18 protein-coding genes and 1 pseudogene are annotated in these 20,698 nt (G+C 59.9%); all 19 read left to right on the top strand.

Features of this window, described 5'->3' with window-relative positions; all coding sequences use genetic code 11:
* Nucleotides 1-4 precede the first annotated feature (4 nt).
* The 19 genes and pseudogenes from ACORQT_RS15190 to tssG all read left to right on the top strand — a co-directional run bounded on the left by ACORQT_RS15190 (nt 5) and on the right by tssG (nt 20,664).
* Nucleotides 5-1,207 carry a DotU family type VI secretion system protein gene (locus tag ACORQT_RS15190; RefSeq protein ID WP_049272050.1) on the top strand — a complete coding sequence of 401 codons (1,203 nt, stop codon included), beginning with the start codon at nt 5-7 and terminating at the stop codon, nt 1,205-1,207.
* Nucleotides 1,207-4,842, top strand: a complete 3,636-nt coding sequence (tssM, locus tag ACORQT_RS15195; RefSeq protein WP_033643552.1) for a type VI secretion system membrane subunit TssM — start codon at nt 1,207-1,209, stop codon at nt 4,840-4,842. The genes ACORQT_RS15190 and tssM overlap by 1 nt, the downstream gene beginning before the upstream one ends.
* 18 nt (nt 4,843-4,860) lie before the next feature.
* Nucleotides 4,861-5,580, top strand: coding sequence for a type VI secretion system-associated protein TagF (gene tagF / locus ACORQT_RS15200; RefSeq protein WP_033643553.1), 720 nt, complete (start codon nt 4,861-4,863; stop codon nt 5,578-5,580).
* A gap of 23 nt (nt 5,581-5,603) precedes the next feature.
* Nucleotides 5,604-6,635 carry a type VI secretion system protein TssA gene (gene tssA, locus ACORQT_RS15205; RefSeq protein WP_042784881.1) on the top strand — a complete coding sequence of 344 codons (1,032 nt, stop codon included), beginning with the start codon at nt 5,604-5,606 and terminating at the stop codon, nt 6,633-6,635.
* Nucleotides 6,636-6,757: 122 nt separating this feature from the next.
* Complete coding sequence (tssB, locus tag ACORQT_RS15210) at nt 6,758-7,294, top strand: type VI secretion system contractile sheath small subunit (RefSeq protein ID WP_015378282.1); 537 nt, start codon at nt 6,758-6,760, stop codon at nt 7,292-7,294.
* A gap of 3 nt (nt 7,295-7,297) precedes the next feature.
* Complete coding sequence (gene tssC, locus ACORQT_RS15215) at nt 7,298-8,803, top strand: type VI secretion system contractile sheath large subunit (RefSeq protein ID WP_004934958.1); 1,506 nt, start codon at nt 7,298-7,300, stop codon at nt 8,801-8,803.
* A 304-nt stretch (nt 8,804-9,107) separates the two neighbouring features.
* Nucleotides 9,108-9,590, top strand: coding sequence for an Hcp family type VI secretion system effector (locus tag ACORQT_RS15220; protein WP_004934962.1), 483 nt, complete (start codon nt 9,108-9,110; stop codon nt 9,588-9,590).
* Nucleotides 9,591-9,657: 67 nt separating this feature from the next.
* Nucleotides 9,658-10,488: a pesticin C-terminus-like muramidase gene (locus ACORQT_RS15225; protein WP_227818391.1), complete on the top strand. Its 831-nt coding sequence runs from the start codon at nt 9,658-9,660 to the stop codon at nt 10,486-10,488.
* A 13-nt stretch (nt 10,489-10,501) separates the two neighbouring features.
* Complete coding sequence (locus ACORQT_RS15230; protein ID WP_042784884.1) at nt 10,502-11,296, top strand: lysozyme inhibitor LprI family protein; 795 nt, start codon at nt 10,502-10,504, stop codon at nt 11,294-11,296.
* Between the two features lie 16 nt (nt 11,297-11,312).
* Complete coding sequence (locus ACORQT_RS15235) at nt 11,313-11,648, top strand: T6SS amidase immunity protein Tai4 family protein (RefSeq protein ID WP_042784886.1); 336 nt, start codon at nt 11,313-11,315, stop codon at nt 11,646-11,648.
* A gap of 69 nt (nt 11,649-11,717) precedes the next feature.
* Nucleotides 11,718-12,053 (top strand): T6SS amidase immunity protein Tai4 family protein, encoded by a 336-nt coding sequence (locus ACORQT_RS15240; RefSeq protein ID WP_227711491.1) that lies wholly within the window; start codon nt 11,718-11,720, stop codon nt 12,051-12,053.
* A gap of 191 nt (nt 12,054-12,244) precedes the next feature.
* Complete coding sequence (locus tag ACORQT_RS15245; protein ID WP_042784887.1) at nt 12,245-12,607, top strand: hypothetical protein; 363 nt, start codon at nt 12,245-12,247, stop codon at nt 12,605-12,607.
* Between the two features lie 170 nt (nt 12,608-12,777).
* Nucleotides 12,778-14,504 (top strand): annotated as a pseudogene (gene tagH, locus ACORQT_RS15250) (type VI secretion system-associated FHA domain protein TagH).
* Nucleotides 14,504-15,277 (top strand): PP2C family protein-serine/threonine phosphatase, encoded by a 774-nt coding sequence (locus ACORQT_RS15255; RefSeq protein ID WP_033643559.1) that lies wholly within the window; start codon nt 14,504-14,506, stop codon nt 15,275-15,277. The pseudogene tagH and the gene ACORQT_RS15255 overlap by 1 nt, the downstream one beginning before the upstream one ends.
* A 29-nt stretch (nt 15,278-15,306) precedes the next feature.
* Entirely contained in the window at nt 15,307-16,293 is a 987-nt protein-coding gene (locus tag ACORQT_RS15260) for a hypothetical protein (protein WP_042784890.1), read from the top strand.
* Between the two features lie 15 nt (nt 16,294-16,308).
* Complete coding sequence (locus tag ACORQT_RS15265; RefSeq protein WP_033643561.1) at nt 16,309-17,130, top strand: type VI secretion system accessory protein TagJ; 822 nt, start codon at nt 16,309-16,311, stop codon at nt 17,128-17,130.
* 99 nt (nt 17,131-17,229) lie between these two features.
* The gene (locus tag ACORQT_RS15270; RefSeq protein WP_228287358.1) at nt 17,230-17,706 is read left to right on the top strand and encodes a type VI secretion system baseplate subunit TssE; all 477 of its coding nucleotides are present in this window, start codon (nt 17,230-17,232) and stop codon (nt 17,704-17,706) included.
* A 4-nt stretch (nt 17,707-17,710) separates the two neighbouring features.
* Nucleotides 17,711-19,597 (top strand): type VI secretion system baseplate subunit TssF, encoded by a 1,887-nt coding sequence (gene tssF, locus ACORQT_RS15275; protein ID WP_033643563.1) that lies wholly within the window; start codon nt 17,711-17,713, stop codon nt 19,595-19,597.
* The gene (tssG, locus tag ACORQT_RS15280; RefSeq protein WP_021505743.1) at nt 19,594-20,664 is read left to right on the top strand and encodes a type VI secretion system baseplate subunit TssG; all 1,071 of its coding nucleotides are present in this window, start codon (nt 19,594-19,596) and stop codon (nt 20,662-20,664) included. The genes tssF and tssG overlap by 4 nt, the downstream gene beginning before the upstream one ends.
* Nucleotides 20,665-20,698: the final 34 nt, after the last annotated feature.

Consider the following 20,698-nt stretch of genomic DNA (forward strand, 5'->3'; position numbering starts at 1 on the left):
TAGCATGGCGCCGGCGGCCAACCCGCTGGTGGACGCCGCCAACCCGCTGCTGAACGCCATTTCGCAGATCCGCCAATCGGCCACGCACGCCAACCCGGCGCAGCTGCGCCAACAGCTGATCGACGAAATGCGCCGCTTCGAGATCCGCGGCCAACGCGCCAACCTGCCGTACGAAGTGATCATCGGCGCGCGTTATTGTCTGTGCACCGCGCTGGATGAAGCGGCGGCGCTGACCCCGTGGGGCAGCAACAGCGTGTGGTCCGGCAGCGGGCTGCTGGTGACCTTCCATAACGAAACCTGGGGCGGCGAGAAGTTCTTCCAGCTGCTGGCCAAGCTGTCGCAGAGCCCGCGCGAGCACATCAATCTGCTGGAGCTGATCAATTATTGCCTGCTGCTGGGCTTTGAAGGCCGCTACCGGGTGATGGAAAACGGCCGCTCGCAGTTGGAAACCATGAAGCAGCGCCTGCTGCAGCTGATTCGGTCGGTGCGCGGCGGCTACGCCCCGCCCCTGTCGCCTCATGCGCTGGATCTGCCGGTACAACAGAAACTGTGGCGTCCGCTGGTGCCGCTGTGGGCCTGCGTGGCGCTGACCGGCTTCCTGGCTTCGCTGCTGTTTATCGCCCTCAACTGGCGGCTGGGCGACAACACCAGCCCGGTGCTGGCGGCGATTTACCAAACCAACCTGCCGCAGGTCGCGATCGGTAATCCGGCGCCGGCCGCGCCGCCGACGCTGAGCCTGAAAAGTTTCCTGCGCAAAGAGATCGCCGAAGGATTGGTGGTGGTGCGCGACGAAGCGCAGCAAAGCGTGGTGATCCTCAAAGGCGACGGGCTGTTCGACTCCGCCGCCACCACGGTGCGTGCCAACTATATTCCGGTCATCGACCGCATCGCCGCCGCCATGAACGGCGTCAGCGGCAAAATCCTGGTCACCGGCTACAGCGACAACGTGCCGATCCGCAGCGCCCGCTTCGCCTCCAACTGGGAGCTGTCGCTGGCGCGCGCCGAAGCGGTCAGCGCCCGCTTGCAAAAACACCTCGCCAACCCGCAGCGGGTCAAGGCCGAGGGGCGCGGCGAGAGCAACCCCGTCGCGCCGAACGATAACAAAGTGAACCGCGCGTTGAACCGCCGGGTAGAAATTACGCTGTTGGTCGCCCCGGAAAACACCCAGGCGGAAATCAACGGCTTGCCGCAAGGAACCGGAAAGTAATGCTCAGTACGTTATTCTCCATCATCACCAGCCGCCTGCTGTGGGGCTTTGTCGGCATCACCGCGCTGGCGTTCATCATCTGGACGATCGGCCCGCTGGTCGCCATCGGTGACTATCGCCCGCTGGAGCCGGAACTCAACCGCCAGATCGCCATCGGCGCTATCTACCTGATTTGGTTCCTGTGCCGCCTGATCCCGCGCCTCTACAGCGCCTGGTTCAACAGCCGCCTGCTGAGCAATCTGCGCGCCGCCGAAGCGGTGCCGGCGGAAGACGGCAAGCCCGAGATCAAACCAGACGATCCGCTGGCCCAGCGTTTCGACGAAGCGGCGCAGCTGTTGAAAAAGGCGCGCTTCGCCCCGGGCCAGGGCGACGGCAAACATCGCTGGATGACCCGCTTCAGCCGCCAATATCTGTATCAGCTGCCGTGGTATGTGATCATCGGCGCGCCCGGCGCCGGTAAAACTACCGCGCTGGTCAACTCCGGCCTGCATTTTCCGCTGGCGGATCGCTTCGGCAAGTCCGCGCTGCGCGGCGTGGGCGGCACCCGCAACTGCGACTGGTGGTTTACCAACGACGCGGTGCTGCTCGACACCGCCGGCCGCTACACCACCCAGGAAAGCCAGCGCGAAGAAGACGCCGGCGAATGGCAAAGCTTCGTCGCGCTGCTGAAAAAATATCGCACCCGCCAGCCGATCAACGGCGTGATGGTCACCATCAGCGTCGCCGATCTGCTGAGCGACAGCGCGGAAGCGCGCGCCGCGCAGGCTAGCGCGCTGCGCAAACGCCTGATAGAACTGCACGAACAGCTGGGCATTCACTTCCCGGTCTATGTGCTGGTGACCAAAACCGACCTGCTCAACGGCTTTATGGCCTATTTCGGCAGCTTCGACAAAGCGCAGCGCGACCAGATCTGGGGATTCACCTTCCCTTACGAGCGCTCGCGGCAGCCGGACTTCAACCTGAACGCCGCCTTCGAACAACAATACGCCCTGCTGCAACAACGGCTGGATGCGGCGCTGCCGGATACGCTGCTGATGGAGCACGACGCGCGCCAACGCGCCGAAAGCTACCTGTTCCCGCAGGAGTTCGCCGCGCTGCGCCCGCTGCTCGGCCAATATCTGGAACAGGTGTTCGCCACCTCCAGTTTTGAAACCCGCTTTACCCCGCGCGGCATCTACTTCACCAGCGGCACTCAGGAAGGCCTGCCGTTTGACCGGGTGATGGGCGAACTGAACCGCTACCTGCAGCTGCCGCCGGCCAATTCAGGGGCGCAGGCCAACGCGGCCTGGGACAGCGTGGGCCAGGAAACGCCGATCCCGGCAGCCAAAGGCCAGAGCTTCTTCCTGAAAGAGACGCTGGAATCGGTGGTCTTCCAGGAGTCCGGGCTGGCGGGCAGCAACCGCTGGTGGGAATACCGCAACCGCGCCCTGCACTGGGCGGGGTACATCGCGCTGGCGGTGATCCTGGCGGTGCTGGCGATGTTGTGGTTCACCAGCTACGGCAACAACAAGGCCTATCTGGCGGAAGTGGCCGCCAAGGTGCCCGGCGTCGAGCGCCAGGGGCAAAGCCTGACCCAGTTGGGCAACGGCGATATGTTCTCGCTGCTGCCGTTCCTCAACAGCCTGCTGCATCTGCCGGACAGCCAGAACTTTTCGCTGGACGATCCGCCGTTCACCTATCGCATGGGATTGTTCCGCGGCGATCAGGTCGGCGACGCCGGCAATGCCCTGTACCAAAAAGCGCTGAAAGAACTGCTGCTGCCGCAGGTGGCGCAACAGATCGCCGCCACGCTGCGCAACGATAACCACGGCGACGCGGACTTCAGCTATGAAGCGCTGAAGGCCTACCAGATGCTGTATCTGCCGAAGCAGTACGACGGCAAATTCCTGCGCGCCTGGGTGATGCTCAACCTGCAGCGCAACCTGCCGCAGGGCAGCACCCAAAAACAGCTGCAGCAGATCGAATGGCACCTGAGCCAACTGCTGGATACGCAGATCCAGGCCTCGCCTTACGCCAAAGACGAGCCGTTGGTGGCGCAGGCGCAGGCCGCGCTCAATCGGGCGCCGCTGTCGCAACGCGTCTACGGCCGCCTTAAGCGTCTGCTGCTGAAACAGACCGACATCAAGCCGGTCAGCCTGGTCGATTTGGCCGGTCCGCAGACCGAACTGGCGTTCAGCCGCAAAAGCGGCAAACCGGTGACCGACGGCGTGCCGGGCCTGTTCACCTCACAGGGGTATTGGAAAGCGTTCAACGACAACATCGATCCGGTGACCGATACCCTGCGCAAGGAAGACGTCTGGGTGTTGAACAGCCAGACGCCGGAGCAGAAAAGCGCCGATCTGACCAAGACCATCCGCCAGCTGTACATGCAGGACTTTATCAGCGCCTGGGATGAGCTGCTGGGCGATATCCAACTGGCCAACATCGGCAACCTGACCCAACGCATCAGCAGCGCGCGCCTGCTGTCCGGCAATCCGTCGCCGATGCGCAATCTGCTGGTTAACGTCAGCAAAAACGTCACCCTGCGCGACGAGAAAAGCGACGCCGATTCCCGCTCGCTGCTGGCCAAAACCGAAGACAAGCTGAATCAAAACGCCAACCGCACGCTGGAGGCGCTGTTCACCAACCGGCCGGCCAACGCCGACGGCGACGTGTCGGCCCAGCCGGAACAGCTGGTGATGGCGCACTTCGCGCCGCTGCTTGAGCTGGCGCAAAGCCAGGGCGAAGGCAATAAGGCGATCCCTTTCGACAGCGTGCTGAAACAGGTCGATGAGCTGTACAGCTACCTGACGGCGGTGCAAGGCGCGGCCAACAGCGGCATGTCGGCGCCGCCGAGCGACATCATCCCGCGCCTGCAGGCCGAATCCGGCCGCTTGCCGGTGCCGTTCAAACAAATGCTGCTGTCGCTGGCGATCGGCGCCAGCAGCGACACCCAGCGCAAAGAGATGGAGAACGTGAAAAAGCGCATCAGCTTCGAGGTCGGCAGCTTCTGCCGCCAGGCGATCGCCGGGCGTTATCCGTTGGTGGCCCGGGCGCGCCAGGAAGTGACGCCGGACGATTTGGCGCGCATGTTCGCGCCGAACAGCGGGCTGATGGACAGCTTCTTCCGCGACAACCTGCAGGGCAAGGTCGATACCACCCGCGCCAACTGGCGTTTCACGCCCGGCGTGGACGGCAAGACGCTGCCCGGCGGCGAAGGCATCCTGCGGTCGTTCCAGCAGGCGCAGCGCATCCGCGACGCCTTTTTCGCCAACGGTACGGCGACGCCCTCTTACCGCGTGACCGTGCGGCCGGTGCGGATGGATAACGACATCCTCAACCTGACGCTGGATATCGACGGGCAGCTGTTCAAATACAGCCACGGCCCGCAGGTGCCGCTGGTGGTCAGCTGGCCGGGCACCCGCAATACCAACCAGGTGCATCTGCAGCTGGCGCTGGCCAACGGCACCACCGCCAGTCTGGTGACCAGCGGGCCGTGGGCGCTGAACCGCCTGGTGGATATGGCGCAGTCTTCGGGCACCGGCGGCCTCGGCCGTCAGGCGACGTTCAATCTCGACGGCCACCGCGTCACGTTGGAGTTCACGCCCAACAGCATTCGCAATCCGTTCCAACTGCCGGCCTTCTCGTGCCCGTAGCCCCGAAAGGACATGACCATGAGCACTGATTCAAGCGCCCCGACGAGCATCGGCTGGTACGGCAAACTTCCTTCCGCCGGTGACTTCCTGCAACGCCGTTTGCCTGACCCGGTGGTCAACAACTGGGCCCACTGGTTCCATAACGGGCTGGTGAATTTGCAGCGCGATGCGCAGGGGCCAAACGATCACCCGTTCAGCAACGCGCCGGTGTGGAACTTCGTGATCCCCGCCACGCTCGGCAGCCAGTACGTGCAGATGGGCTGCCTGTTGCCGGCGCGCGACCGCGTCGGGCGGCGTTACCCCATCTGCGCGCTGCGCCTGTTCAGCCAACAGGATTGGCGCCCGCAACAGCTGAACATGGCGGCGAGCTGGTACCAACAGCTCGGCCATACCCTGCTGAACGGCGTGCGCAACGGCTTCTCCGCCGAACAGATCGACCGCACGCTGCAGGCGATCCCGGCGTTGCCCAGCCCGCCGGCGGAAGCGGACTCCGAGATCTTGTCGATTATCGGTTTCCAGCATCCGGACGTACCGGGCCTCGGCTGGCAGCAGGCCGCCGACTGTTTCGATCCGGCGCAGTACACCAGCTTTTGGTGGACCAATCAGGCCGACGGGCACCCGCTCTACACCCACGTGCACAGCGGCAACCTCACCGTGCAGCTGTTTTCATTGCTGTTCGAACCCAACGGCTGGGCGCGCCCCGGCCGCGGCGGCCAGTACCCGCAAATGTTTGATTAACATCGCTCGTTGAAGGAAATCTTATGGCTATCGACACCGATACCCTGCTGGCCCCGGTTGACGCGGACACGCCCTGCGGCGACAACCTGGAATACGACGCCGACTTTCTGGCCATGGCGCGCGCCGCCACCGGCAAAGCCGAACAGCAATTCGGCAGCACCATCATTCCGGAAGAGGCGCCGGATTGGGTGCAGGTCGAGCGTCTCGCAAGCTCGCTGCTGGCGCGCACCAAAGACCTGCGCGTCATGCTGTATCTCACCCGCGCCTGGACCCAACTGCGCGGATTGCCGGGCTATGCCGACGGGCTGACGCTGATCCACCAGGCGATACTCCGCTACTGGGATGCCCTGCAGCCGCCGCTGGAGTTCGACGGTGAGGCCGACCCGCTGTTTCGCATCAACGCGCTGGCCGACCTTGGCGACAAGGCCGCGCTGGCCGCCAGCGTGCGCGCCGCGCCGCTGCTGAAAAGCGCCGCCGGTGAAATCTCGCTGCGCGATGCCGGCGCCCTGCTCGACGGCAGCAAGCAAGAGTGCCCCAACTTTCCCGGCGGCCGCGCACGGCTGCAGGATGAGCTGGCGCAACAGGATCGCCCCGAAGGCGCGCTGGTGATGCATATCGCCAACACCCTGGCCGCCATTCGCAGCGAAGTCACCCGCCATCTGGGTGAAAGCGCGCTGCCGGAAATGAGTGCGCTGACCAAGGTCTTTTCGCTGGTGGCGCTTGCCGGCCAGAGCGAGGCCCCGGCCGCCACCGAAGCGGACGCCACACAGGAAAGCGCCGCTGAGCAGCCACCGGCCGCCGTGCAGAGCGCCTCTGCCCCACTCAACTGGCGCAGCGCGCAGATCCAGTCGCGCGACGACGCCCAGCTGATGCTGGACAAGGTGAAAAACTATTTTCGTCTTCATGAGCCAAGCCACCCGGCGCCGCTGATGATCGATCGGGTACAGCGACTGATTACGCTGGACTTTATGCAAATCGTCCGCGATTTGGCGCCCGATGGGCTTAACCAACTGGAGACCATTCTCGGTCGCCCCGACAACGAGGAGAACAGCTAGCCGCCGACTTTTGTTCTCTTGACGACACCCGATACCGTCTGCCCCTGCGCAGACCCGAATCAGAACCTGACTCTCCCAGCCGGACGAGGCGCGTTCCCAATCGCCATTAGATGGAGTAAATCATGTCAAACTCGAAATCCCGCAGCGGGCAGAAATTCATCGCCCGCAACCGCGCGCCGCGCGTACAGATTGAATACGATGTCGAAATTTATGGCGCAGAGCGCAAAATCCAGCTGCCGTTCGTGATGGGCGTGATGGCGGATCTGGTGGGGAAAGCGGTCGATCCGCAAGCCAGCGTGGAGGAGCGCAAGTTCATGGAAATCGACGTCGACAACTTCGACGAGCGCATGAAATCGCTGAAGCCGCGCGTCGCTTATCAGGTTGACAATACCCTGACCGGCGAAGGCAAGCTGAACATCGATCTGACCTTCGAAAGCATGGAAGACTTCTCCCCCGCCGCTATCGCCCGCAAGGTCGACGCGCTGGACAATCTGCTGGACGCCCGCACCCAGCTTTCCAACCTGCTGTCCTACATGGACGGTAAAAACGGCGCCGAGGAGCTGATCTCCAAGATCCTGCAAAACCCGGCGCTGCTGAAATCCCTGACCGACGCGCCGAAGCCGGCGGTTAACGATGACAACAACGAGCGTGAGGATTAATCGATGAGCAACTCGCCTCAGCAACAAAATGCGTTGCAAACCACCGAGACTTTTTCCAGCGATGAGTTCAGCGCGCTGTTGAACAAAGAGTTCCGGCCGAAGACCGATCAGGCCAAAGAAGCGGTCGAGAACGCGGTGAAAACTCTGGCGCAGCAGGCGCTGGAAAATACCGTCACCGTTTCTTCCGACGCCTACCGCACCATCCAGGCGCTGATCGCGGAAATCGACGAAAAGCTGTCGCAGCAGATCAACCAGATCATTCACCACGACGATTTCCAGAAGCTGGAAGGCGCGTGGCACGGCCTGCACTACCTGGTCAACAACTCTGAAACCGACGAGATGCTGAAGATCCGTTTCATGAGCATTTCCAAGCAGGAGCTGGGCCGCACGCTGAAGCGTTATAAAGGCGTGGGCTGGGATCAGAGCCCGATCTTCAAGAAAATCTACGAAGAAGAGTATGGCCAGTTCGGCGGCGAGCCCTTCGGCTGCCTGGTGGGCGACTACTACTTCGATCACAGCCCGCAGGACGTGGAGCTGCTGGGTGAAATGGCCAAGATCGGCGCCGCCTCACACTGCCCGTTCATCGCCGGCACCGCGCCAAGCGTGATGCAAATGGAGTCCTGGCAGGAGCTCTCCAACCCGCGCGATCTGACCAAGATTTTCCAGAACACCGAATACGCCGCCTGGCGCAGCCTGCGCGAATCGGAAGACGCGCGCTACCTGGGCCTGGTGATGCCGCGCTTCCTGGCGCGCCTGCCGTATGGCATCCGCACCAATCCGGTGGACGAGTTTGACTTCGAAGAAGATACCGACGGCGCGACCCACGGCAACTACACCTGGACCAACGCCGCCTACGCCATGGCCGCCAACATCAACCGTTCGTTCAAAGAGTTCGGTTGGTGCACCGCCATTCGCGGGGTGGAATCCGGCGGCGCGGTGGAGAACCTGCCGTGCCATACCTTCCCGAGCGACGACGGCGGCGTGGACATGAAGTGCCCGACCGAGATCGCCATCAGCGATCGTCGCGAAGCCGAGCTGGCCAAAAACGGCTTTATGCCGCTGGTGCACCGCAAAAACTCCGACTTCGCCGCCTTTATCGGCGCGCAGTCGCTGCAGAAGCCGGCGGAATACTACGACGCCGACGCCTCCGCCAACGCCCAGCTTTCCGCGCGCCTGCCATACCTGTTCGCCTGCTGCCGCTTCGCGCACTATCTGAAGTGCATCGTGCGCGACAAAATTGGCTCCTTCCGCGAGCGCGACGATATGGAGCGCTGGCTGAATGACTGGATCATGAACTACGTGGACGGCGATCCGGCCAACTCATCGCAGGAAACCAAGTCGCGCAAACCGCTGGCCGCGGCGGAAGTGCAGGTGGAAGAGATCGAAGACAACCCGGGCTACTACAGCGCCAAGTTCTTCCTGCGCCCGCACTACCAGCTGGAAGGCCTGACCGTCTCCCTGCGCCTGGTGTCGAAGCTGCCTTCGCTGAAGCAAAACGACGCGTCCTGATGGGCTGGAGTCAGGCCGCGATCGCGCGGCCTGGCTGATGTATCAACCTCATCGTCAGCCTATCGCAGAAAACCCGGATCGCATGTGGAACCAAGATAACGCGAAATAATTAAGCATTGAGCCATTAGCACTTAATAGTGGCTCGGTAACCCGTACCGATAGTTTTCGGTATTTAAGAAGGTGCATGGCACAAGGATATAAATTGGTAATGCATTACCACACTTGCAATTCCTGCTGCTATTACCTGAGTTTTTCAACGTAACGTTAATACTACTGTTAACCCTTAATAAAGAGTGAAGAAACTATGGCTATTGATATGTTCCTGAAAGTTGAAGGTGCCAGCGGCGAATCCAAAGATTCGAATCACAAAGGCTGGACCGACATTACTTCTTTCTCCTGGGGCGCTTCTCAACCGGGCAATATGGGCGTTGGCGGCGGCGGTGGCGCCGGCAAAGTGTGCTTCAACGATCTGCACGTCAACGCGCTGATCGACAAGTCAACCCCGGCCTTGCTGAAACACTGCTCAAGCGGCAAACACCTGACCAAGATTGAGCTGTCGGTTTGCAAGGCGGGCGGCACCCAGGTTGAATACGCAAAAATCACCCTGGAAGACGTGCTGGTCACCGCCGTGCAGTACACCGGTGCAGGCGGCGAAGACACCGTGGGCGTCACCTACTCCTTCCAGGCGGCGAAAGTGAAACAGCAGTACTGGGAGCAGAGCGACAAAGGCGGCAAAGGCGCCGAAAGCAGCGCAGGTTGGAACATCAAGGAAAACCGCGAAGCTTAATTGTTATACAACCTCCCCGTTATGGGGAGGTTGGTTTGGCAAGCGATGTATTTTAGATAAGGAAATCATGATGAAAGCGATTAGAAAAGGTGACAGAGGAAATCACGTAAAATCATTGCAAGAATTGCTTAATAAACAGGGGGCTATTCTTAACTCTGATGGCATATTCGGCCTAAAGACTGAATTAGCAGTAAAAAAAGTGCAACGTAAAAAAGGTCTGCATGTTGACGGCATCGCTGGTCGAAAAACATTCTTAGCCCTGGGTTCACACGTCGAAACTCGAGCACCACAACCTCCTATCGGTGGTAGTGCAGGTCGTCAAGGTCCCGGAGCTATGGGCATTTCACAAAGCGGTTTAAGGTTTATCTTTAATATTGAAGCATGGCGCGGAGTAAGTAACCACCTACATTGGCCTGGCGGTGCAAGCGGGGTCACTCTGGGGCCGGGTTATGATATGAAAGCTCGCTCTATAGAATCAATAAAAAATACCATGATCGCGATTGGATTAGACAGCGCAACTGCAGATAAAATCAGTGCAGCCGCCGGGCTACATCATCAGCAAGCTAAAGACTTCGCGAAAGAAAATCACAATTTAGTGGTTTTAACCGACACACAGGAAACGGAACTACTTAAATTTATAGTACCTGCCTATGAAAGAGCTGTTAGGAATAAAATTCTTGTTCCACTCACACAACAAGAGTTTGATGCGTTAGTCTCCTTTGCTTATAATCCAGGTGGTCGACTCAACAACGTCGCAGCATTCATTAATCAGAGCAAAATATCTGATGCAATGACAGAAATAAAACGTGCCATTACCTCAGGTGGAAAAGTGATGAAAGGGCTGATAAACAGAAGAAATTACGAAGTCGAGCTCTATTTAAATGGAAACTATCGCTAAGGAATTCGCCACAATGAAATTATCTGCATTTTTAATTAGTAGCGTATTTTTCTCACTTACTGCATGTGCAGCAGAAAAAAACGTTAATGCCCCAACATCATCAACTATTGATGGCTTATGGCAAGTGACTCAGGTCAACATAGACAATGAGACTACCCGCACGCTTAGCTATCAACTTAACGACCCTCGATTACTAGGAAGAGTAATCAATATTTCCACTAAATCAATAGAAAACAATCTGCCGGAAAAAGACGTCTGCACAGCGCCAACCTTAAGTATTGAGAGAAGCACGCTAAATCAATTCATCGGTAAGTCGATGGGCGGAGATAAAAGCATCTCGGCTAAAAACTATGCATTGAAAGAAAACGGCCAAGCAGAAGTCTCTCTTTTCAAGATCGCTTGTCACTCCGGATCATTCGGCCCATCCGATAATGGTGCAGGCTCCAGCTTTGCCGCTCTCAATCCAAAAAAAATGCTGGTTAATTGGTACGATGGTTCGCTACTGCAATTAGAACGGTTACCGAAAGATCCTAAACCTGCAGCGTCTTTCGACTGTGCCAAATCTACAAGCGTTGTTGAAAAAACTATCTGCTCAGACTTCAATTTATCCGCCTATGACAAAAGCGTTTCCCAAGCTTGGCTGTTGGCAAAAAAGCAGGCGACCGATGTAGGGGATAAAAAACTGGCGGCTTCTTTAAACAGCACGCAAAGATCTTGGTTACTGCAAAGGGATAAATGCCGAGATGACAAAGATTGCCTGGCCGATACGATGCAAAAACGAATCGATGCACTTACGTCACACGATTAAAACTGCGTTCCTACTCATGTTGGCGGTATTGAATACTGAAGCTTCCGCCAACGAAAAGTACTCCTCTGCCGAGTACCTCAAAAACTACGCGCTTAGCGTTTGTATCGCCAAGGGGTACTCAGCAAAAGAAGTCAAAAACGATGCCGCCGCCGCTGCTCGGGGTTATATGGAGTTCGGCGATTATTCTCTGGAGGCGCATACCGCCGTCAGGGCGCTGGCAAAAGAATTTCTGGCAAAGCCCTATGACAGTATGTCAGGGGAGCCGATGACGATGGCAAAGTGCATCGATCTTGTACATAGCCAAGCGTTGCAAGCCATCATCAAGAAGAACCAAGGGAAAGACGACAACTGATATCGGAGTTGCTCAAACGACGGCTCATATCAAAGGTTATCTCGGATGAGAAGATACACGTACTTTTTAATGTCTCTGCTGCTCGGAAGCCATGTAGCCCTTGCTGAAAACTCACTCAATATTTTATCGCAAGAGGCACTATATAAAAATTGGTTAGTCAGCCGCTGCATTGGGAAGTCCACTGACTCAGAAAAAACCAAGCAAGACGCCTTCCGTTCCGCTTCCGCCTATTTAGAATTGAGTAAACTGCCGATGGATGCATTCGAACAAGGCGAAAAGCTGGCTGAACAGTACGCCAATAAAAATAGCCAAGGCTCAGTTAAAGGAAGTTATCATATTTTAGATTGCCTTTCACTGCAGAACGCCAGTGAAGCTGAAGCCATTTTTAAACGTTACTCAAAGTAATAGCCGCAGTGATAGAATTCATTTTTTGCAGCCATCAGCCTCAAATTAATTACATTTTTATCACTTATAATTTATTACTTGAAAATATACCAGCACCATTAATCATCAGTCATTGGAAAAATATCCCTTGACTTTCTATTACTCAGTACAAACCATATGGAATTTTAGAGCATTGGGATAAGGAAAAAACAGTGATCGATGACGTCACGCTTTCCACCTACTCTTACTCATTTGTGTTTTTATACTTTTTCCTGTCAGTCTTAGTATTTGTCGGGCTTTATCACCTAAAACAAAAAACCAACAATAGAAAATCCTATTCCCTTTTTGTGATAGCTACCACAGTAAATTTATTTGCAAGCATCATCCAAGGTTTAGTATTTAACTATGGTTCTGAGATACTGGATCCAATTCTCAATATAAAATTTCAAGACTATGATGAGGTGTGGTACGCCAGTATTATATTCGCCCTTACTTACCTGTCTCAATTACCAACTAACCTCTATTACAAAAGAAAGACTAAGAATAATGCGAATAATAGCAAAGACATCACCTGACATATACAGCCTCACGTCACTAAATTGAAGCTTGCGAACATATAATGCGTTAGCCAAAGAATTTAGTCACTCACATTCAAAGCTCTCTCTTAGGAAAGAAATCAAGTCAAACTCATCCAGTTATCGAGTTTCACTGTCTGGCCATAAGATCTAATCAGCAGGAATGCCTTATGCGATTTTCCATTGTAAAAAATAAAAGCGGCCAGGTTCCGCCGCAAAGCAGTTGCGATTTTCTGCCGCCGGGCGGCACCATCGGCCGCAGCGTGGACAACAACCTGGTGCTGCCGGACGAAGAGCGCGCCATTTCCCGTCTGCAGGCGATCGTGCACATTTCCTCTGACGGCGAATGCCGCATCACCAATCGCGGCAACGTCACCCGCGTGCTGCTGAACGATATTCCGCTGGAACGAGGCCGCCAGGTTGAACTGCAGGATGGCGACGTACTCGGCATCGACGATTACCAGATTGAAGTCAGCGCACTGCAACAGCACGCCGCGCCGCAGGCTCAACCGGTGGCCAAGGCCGTTGCCGCTGCTGCGGCCTCTGCAGCCGCCGCCAAAGAAAAATCCGCCGCGCCGATCCCCAACGAAATCTGGGACAGCCTGGTGGAAGAATTTACGCCGAACGCGCCGGCCGCCGTCACACCGCCGCCGATCGCCAATCCGGACAATCATCCGCTGCTGGATACCCCCGCTCGCGAGCTGAACCCGGCCGATCCGCTGGCGCAGCTGGCGGGCGATGTCGATCTGCGCCAATTGCAGCAACAGCAAACCGATCCGGCCGCCCTATTCAACACCGACTCCACTTTTGAGCGTGAGCATATCCTGGCCGACACCACCCCCAGCGCGCTGCTGGCGGAGCAGGCTGCGCCACCGCGCCCGGCTCCCCCGTCCAGAATGCGCAGCAACCGGAACAAGAGCTGGATCCGCTGGCGCTGTTCGGCGGTTCATCCGCGCCCGCTTCGCCAGAGACGTTAAACAGCAACGACCCGCTGGGGCTGTTGATGGGCGGCGCCGTGCCGCTGGCTCAGCCGGAGGAACCGGCACAACCGCCGTCCCCACCACCGGCGCCGATCGCCGCACAACCGCAAGCGCCGCGCCCTCAACCGACGCCGCCGCCGGTGCAGAGACCCGAGCCGCAGCCCCAACCCGCACCGCAGTTCAGCCAGCAGGAACCGCCTGCGCAACCTCCGCGCCCGCGCCAGGGCAACCGCTTGGGCATCGATCCGGTCGCCTACCAGTCCGCCCAGCGGCAGCACGCCGCCGCGCCGAATGGCGACACCTTGGAGGGGCCGCTGCTGACGGCGCTGTTGCAAGGCATCGGTCTCGACGATCTGCAGCCGCAGCCGCATTTCGACGAACAACAGATCCGCCAGGCCGGCCGCCTGCTGAGCCTGTTCTCGCAAGGCACCGTCGCCCTGCTCTCATCCCGCTCGATCCTCAAGCGCGGCGTGAAGGCCGAGATGACCATGATCCTCGACGAGGCCAACAACCCGTTCAAACTGCTGCCTTCGGGGAAAACAGTGCTGATGCAGATGTTCGGCAGCCAGATGCCGGGCTTTATGCCGCCGGAACAGGCGGTGCGCGACGCGCTGATCGATCTGCAGGCGCACCAGCTGGGGATGATCGCCGGCATTCGCGCCATCATCGCCGCCATGCTGCAGTCCTTCAACCCGGAGCGCCTCGAAGAGGAAGCACGCAAGGAAGGCGTGGCGCCGCGTCTGTCGCTGCCCGCCAACCGCAAGGCCGCGCTGTGGGACTACTTTGTGAAGAACTATCAGCAAACCTCCGGCGAAATCGAGGACGATTTCCACACCCTGTTCGGCGAAGCCTTCCTGCACGCCTATGACGTTGAAGTGAATCAATACAAAGACTCACAGACCAAACCGGACGCGTAATGAATATCACCATAGCCTCTACCTCCAACCAGGGCGGCCGCGCCTCCAACCAGGATCAGACCGGCGAGGTGCTCGGCAACCGCGCCGCCTGCTTCGTGGTGTGCGACGGCATCGCCGGCTTTCCGGGCGGCGATATCGCCGCCAAACTGGCGCGCGACACCATTTTGCAAAACTTCGACGGCGAAAAGCACCTGAACGCCCAGAGCATTCGTCAGCACATTACGCGCGCCAATGCCGCCATCCACCAGCAGCAGCGGCAGTCGGACGAATACAGCAAGATGGGCACCACGCTGGTCAGTCTGTTTATCGATCGCGATTACCAGCTGGCCTACTGGGCGCACGCCGGCGACAGCCGCCTGTACCTGTTCCGCCGCGGCTACCTGCATGCCGTCACCACCGACCACAGCCTGATCCAACAGATGCAGGACGCCGGTTATCAGACCAACGGCATCAACAGCAACCTGCTGTATTTCGCGCTGGGGCTCAACGAAGAGCGCGACGCCACCTACAGCGACGTGCTGCAGCTGGAAGACGGCGACGTTTTCCTGCTGTGCACCGACGGCTTCTGGCACAGCTTCAGCCAGGCCGAACTGGAACAGTCGCTGCACATGGTCAACTCCCCCAGCGAGTGGATCGCCCTGATGCAGCAGGCATGGAAGAAAAACAATAACAGCGATAACTACAGCGCTATCGCCGTCTGGATTGGCTCACCGCAGGAAACCACCCTGCTGCATTCGCTGGCGGATGCGGAACGGTTTCTCATCCGCGACTGAGTCGGCGCACATTCACAGCAAGGTTCACTATGAAATACTGGATGCCGGGGCTCGTCGCCCTGATGGCGGTACCGACCGCGCAGGCGATGAACTATCGCCTGGTTTACTCCCCCAGCCAGAAGCTGGAAGTGTTTATCGATGACGTCAAGAACAGCAATCCGGAAAGCTGGTGCGGCAAAAGCATCCCGCTGCGCATCGTCTCGGCGCAAGGCAAAGATCCGGCCGTGTTGAACGACTTTCTGCCCCGCGTCGGCAGTCTGCTGGAAAAGCAGTGCCCAAAAGCCGGTCATCTGCCCTGGACGCTGACCGACAAGCGCGGTGAGAAGCTGGCGACCGGCGAAGCCGCCAAAGCGCGCGGCTGGAAACCGGTGGTCAAACAAGAGACCGCCGAGCAGCCGCAAACCCCGCCGCCGCCGACCATTCCTGCGGCAGTGGCCGTCACCTCTGCGCAGGCGGACACCGCGCCGCCACAGCGTTTCAGCCTGCCGCAGGGCTGCCACTTCCGCACCTTCTGGGGTGACGAAGCCACCGGCGGCGCGCTGTTCATTCCCGCCGGCGACGCGCTGCGCTGCGGCGAGGACGGCTGGCTGCAAGGCAGCGGCGCGGTCACGCTGCAACACGGCGGGCAAACCCTCTCGCCGACGCTGTGGTTCCTGCAAGGTTACCCGCTGGCGAAGATCAACGGCGGCGATCGCGCGCTGACCGTCGTCAGCGCCAACGCCCAACGGCTCATTTTAGGCGGCAACCCGCAGGCGCCGGGCAGCTTCCTGCTGCTGACCTTCGAACCGCAGTTGCACGCCTGGGCGTTCAACGGTGAAGCGATCGTTGAAATGCCGCGTGTCGACGCCGCCGACGAGACCAAGATCACACAGCGCGTGCAGCAGGCGCAAACCGCCTGGCAGCCGCTGCTGAGCGCCTCCGCCACGCTGACCTTCAAGCTGGTGGAACAGTTGGCCGCAGACCGGGTCGATCCCGCCAGCGGCAGCTACCTGTCGGTTAACGGCGCCACTCACTGATTATAAGGAAAGCCTGTGAAATCATTAGCAAGCATGCTGCAAGGCCAGTCGATCGCCGCGGCCATCACCGCCGTCGAGAACGATATCAAGGCAAAACCGGCGGATGCCGACCTGCGCGCCGCGCTGGTGCAACTGCTGTGTCTGAGCGGCAACTGGACGCGCGCCAACGCGCAGTTGAAATCCTGGCAGGCGCTGAAACCGATCGCCCAACCAACCACCTTGCTGCTGATGCAGTCGGTCAACGCCGAGCTGCAACGCCAGGCAGTATTCGCCGGCACGGCCGCGCCGACGCTGCTGCGGCAGGCGCATCCCTGGCTGAAACTGATGGTGCAGGCGCTGCATCAGGATGCGCAAGGGGCGGCCGAGCAGGCCCAGACGCTGCGCGATGAGGCGCTGGAGGCCGCCCCGGCCGGCGCCGGGCGGTTAATGTTGGCCGAAGGCGACCAAGAGCGGCAGCTGAGTTTCGACTGGCTGACCGACGGTGACGGCCGCCTCGGGCCGGTGTGCGAGCTGGCGCTCAACGGCGTTTACTACTGGGTGCCGTTTGCCGACATCGCCGCGATCCAGTTCCAGGCGCCACAGAGCGCCATCGATCTGGTGTGGAGCCATGCGCTGGTGCGCCTGACCGATGGCCGCGAACAGGTATGCCAACTGCCCGCCCGTTACCCGCTGCCCGAAGGCAGCGACGACGCGCTGCTGCTCGGCAAACGCACCGAATGGCAACCGCTGGGCGACGGCGCCCACTATGCGGGGCTGGGCCTGAAGACCTGGCTCAGCGAAAGCGACGAATTCCCGCTGCACAGCCTGCGGCAGTTGAGCTTCGACGCGAGCGCCTGACCATGAACGACAAGCGCCCCCCACTATGACGGCGGCGATCTGCGCCGCCAGGGCTATCGCTCTCGTCAGGACAGCGAACGCCTGACTTCACGCGACAAAATGCAGCCGGTGCTGCTCGATATGCTGACCGACGACGAACCGCAGAAAAAGCAGGAGGCGCAGGTGCGCAACCTGGTGTCGCACAGCGAGCTGCGCCGCCGGGTATTGCGCGATTTGCAGTGGCTGTTCAACTGCGTCAACAGCGAATCCAATCTGGATCTCGGCGATTTTCCGCAGGTGCGGCGTTCCACCCTGAATTACGGCATCGCCTCGCTGGCGGGCAAGCGCATGTCGGACATCGAATGGCTGGACATTCAGCGCGCGCTGACCGATTCCATCCTCCATTTCGAGCCGCGCATTTTGCCCGACGGGTTGCAGGTGCGCTGCATTTCGGACACCGGCTCGCTGGATCTGCACAACGTGCTGTCGATCGAAATCAAGGGCCGCCTGTGGTGCGTGCCCTATCCGCTGGAGTTTCTGTTCCGTACCGACGTGGATCTGGAAAACGGCCACTTCGATCTGAAAGACATAGGGTAAGGCGATGGACAGTAAACTGTTAGATTATTACAACCGCGAGCTGGCCTATCTGCGTGAGATGGGCGCCGAGTTCGCCGAACAGTATCCGAAGGTCGCGGGCCGTCTCGGCATGCGCGGCATCGACGTGGCGGACCCTTATATCGAGCGTCTGATGGAGGGCTTCGCCTTCCTCACCTCGCGCGTGCAGCTGAAAATGGACGCCGAGTTCCCGCGCTTTTCTCAGCGCTTGCTGGAGATCATCTACCCCAACTACCTGTCGCCGACGCCGTCGATGGCGATCGCCGAGCTGCAGCCGGACAGCAGTAAAGGCGATATCAGCAACGGCTTCGTGGTGCCGCGCGGCACCATGATGGACAGCCAGACGCTGAAGAAAAGCGGCATTACCTGCAGTTACACCACGGCGCATGACGTCACGCTGCAGCCGGTGCGCATCGCCGGCGTCGAGCTGGGCGGCATTCCGGCCGATATTCCGCTGGCCTCGCTGGGGCTGCAGCACAGCGGCTGCGTCAGCGCGCTGCGCATTCGGCTCGAGTGCTACGAAAGCGTGACGCTCAACAACCTGCAGCTGGACCAATTGATGTTTTACCTGGCCGGGCCGGACATGCAGGCGCAACAGCTGCTGGAGTTGCTGATGCAGCACAGCGTCGGGCTTGTCTGCCAAACGGTGGAGGCTCAGCCGCAGCGGCGGGCGCTGGCGTTGGATGGGCTGCGACAGGAAGGCTTCGCCGCCGATCAGGCGCTGCTGCCCAACGATCTGCGCAACTTCGAAGGCTACCGGCTGCTGCAAGAATATTTCGCCTTCCCGGCGCGCTTCCAGTTCTTCAGCGTCAACGGCCTGCGCCCGCTGTTGCAAAGCGTGCGCGAAGGGAAAAAGGCGCTGCGCCAGTTCGAAATCGTGGTGCTGCTCGATAGGCACGACGCCGCGCTGGAACGGGTGGTCGACGTTGCCCATTTGGCGCTGCACTGCACGCCGGTGATCAACCTGTTTCCGAAAGTGGCCGAACGCATCGCGATCAACGAAAAGAACCACGAATACCATCTGGTGGTCGACAATATCCGGCCACTGGATTACGAAGTGTTTTCGGTGCAGCGGCTCGGCGGCAGCGCCAGCGAAAAACGCTACGAGCAAGAGTTTCGGCCGTTTTACAGCACCCTGAGCGCGGACGATGGCAACTATGGCGCCTACTTTTCGCTGCGGCGCGAACAGCGCACGCTGTCGGAGCACGCCCGCCGCTACGGCACCCGCACCGGCTATGCCGGTTCGGAAGTGTTCGTATCGCTGGTGGACGAACGGCAGTCGCCGTGGCACAGCGATCTGAAATACCTCACCGCCGACGTGCTGTGCACCAGCCGCGACCTGCCGTTGATGCTGTTGCAGCAGGATCAGGGCAATTTCGTGATGCCCGATTCAATCCCGATCAAGCAGGTCTCGCTGCGCAAAGGCCCTACACCGCCTCGTCCGGCGCTGGCCGAAGGGATGATCACCTGGCGGTTGATCAGTCAGCTGCAGCTGAATTACCTCAGCATGATGGACGGCGATCCGGAACAGGGCGCCGCCAGCCTGCGCCAGCTGCTGGGGCTGTACGGCAACCTGAGCGAGCCGGCGATCGCCAAACAGATCCAGGGCGTGCGCCACTGCAACCTGCGGCCGGTCTATCGGCGAGTGCCTGAACCCGGCCCCATCGTGTTCGCGCGCGGTATCGCCATCGATCTGACGGTCGATGAGCAGGCGTTCTCCGGCAACAGTCCTTACCTGCTCGGCAGCGTGCTGGAGCGCCTGTTCTCGCGCCTGGTGGCGATGAACACCTTCACCGAGATGACGCTCTCCAGCCAGCAGCGCGGCGAGATCGCCCACTGGCAGGCGCGCATGGGCAAAAGGACGCTGATATGAGCGCGGAGATGATCGCCACCGAACTGGCGCCGCCGCAGATCAACGCGCTGTATCGCCTGCCGGACGACTTCTGGCCGCGGCTGCGCAGCGCACCTTACAAGCACGATCTGTTTCAACTGCTGCGGCGCATCGACGCCCAGGGCGGCCAGCCCTACCTGCTGGGGCGCGCGCCGCTGCCGCGCCACGAGATGCTGCGCCTGGGCCAGGAACCTTCGCTGTCGTTCGCGCCCTCCACGCTGGCGCAGGTGACGCCGCGCGCCAACAGCCCGCTGCACGACGTTTCGATCTTCAGCTTCGGCCTGTTCGGCCCCAACGGACCGCTGCCGCTGCACCTGACCGAATACGTGCGCGAACGGGTGTACCACCATCAGGACACCACCCTGCTGGCGTTCACCAATCTGTTCCATCACCGGCTGACGCTGCTGTTTTACCGCGCCTGGGCCGACGCGCAGCCGACGGTGTCGCTGGATCGCCCGGACAACCGGCGCTTCGACGAGTACCTGTCGAGCCTGATCGGCATCGGCCAGCCGGCGCAGCAAGAGCGCGACAGCATCAACGCCCACGCTAAACATTTTATGGCCGGTCATCTGATTCGCCACAGCCGCGATCCGGAAGGCCTGAGCAAAATTTTGCAGCAGTATTTCAAGGTGCCGGTGCGCATCGTCGAAAACGTGCCGCACTGGCTGCGGGTGGAGCCGCGCGAGCAGGCGCGGCTCAAGGCCGGACGCGGCGCGCCGCGGCTCGGCGAGTCGGCCTTTCTCGGCATCGCGGTGCGGGATATCCAGCACAAATTCCGCATCGAGCTGGGGCCGATGCCGCAGCAGGACTATGACCGCTTTCTGCCCGGCGCCGATCTGTGCCGGCAACTGCGCGACTGGGTGCGCCAATACCTGGGCATCGAGTTCGTCTGGGAAGTGCGCCTGATCCTGGCGAAGGAACAGGCGCACGGCATCCAGCTCGGCGGCGCGCAGCGATTGGGCCTGAGCAGTTGGCTGGCCGACCATCGGCGACAGCGCGATCTCGACGATCTGATCTTCAGCCCTGAACCGCTGGAAAACCCGTTCTGACCCTATTTCGGCCGGCGCCCTGCGGCGCTAGGCT

The sequence above is a fragment of the Serratia sp. (in: enterobacteria) genome (assembly GCF_052400455.1).
In the GTDB taxonomy this organism is placed as follows: Bacteria; Pseudomonadota; Gammaproteobacteria; order Enterobacterales; family Enterobacteriaceae; genus Serratia; species Serratia ureilytica.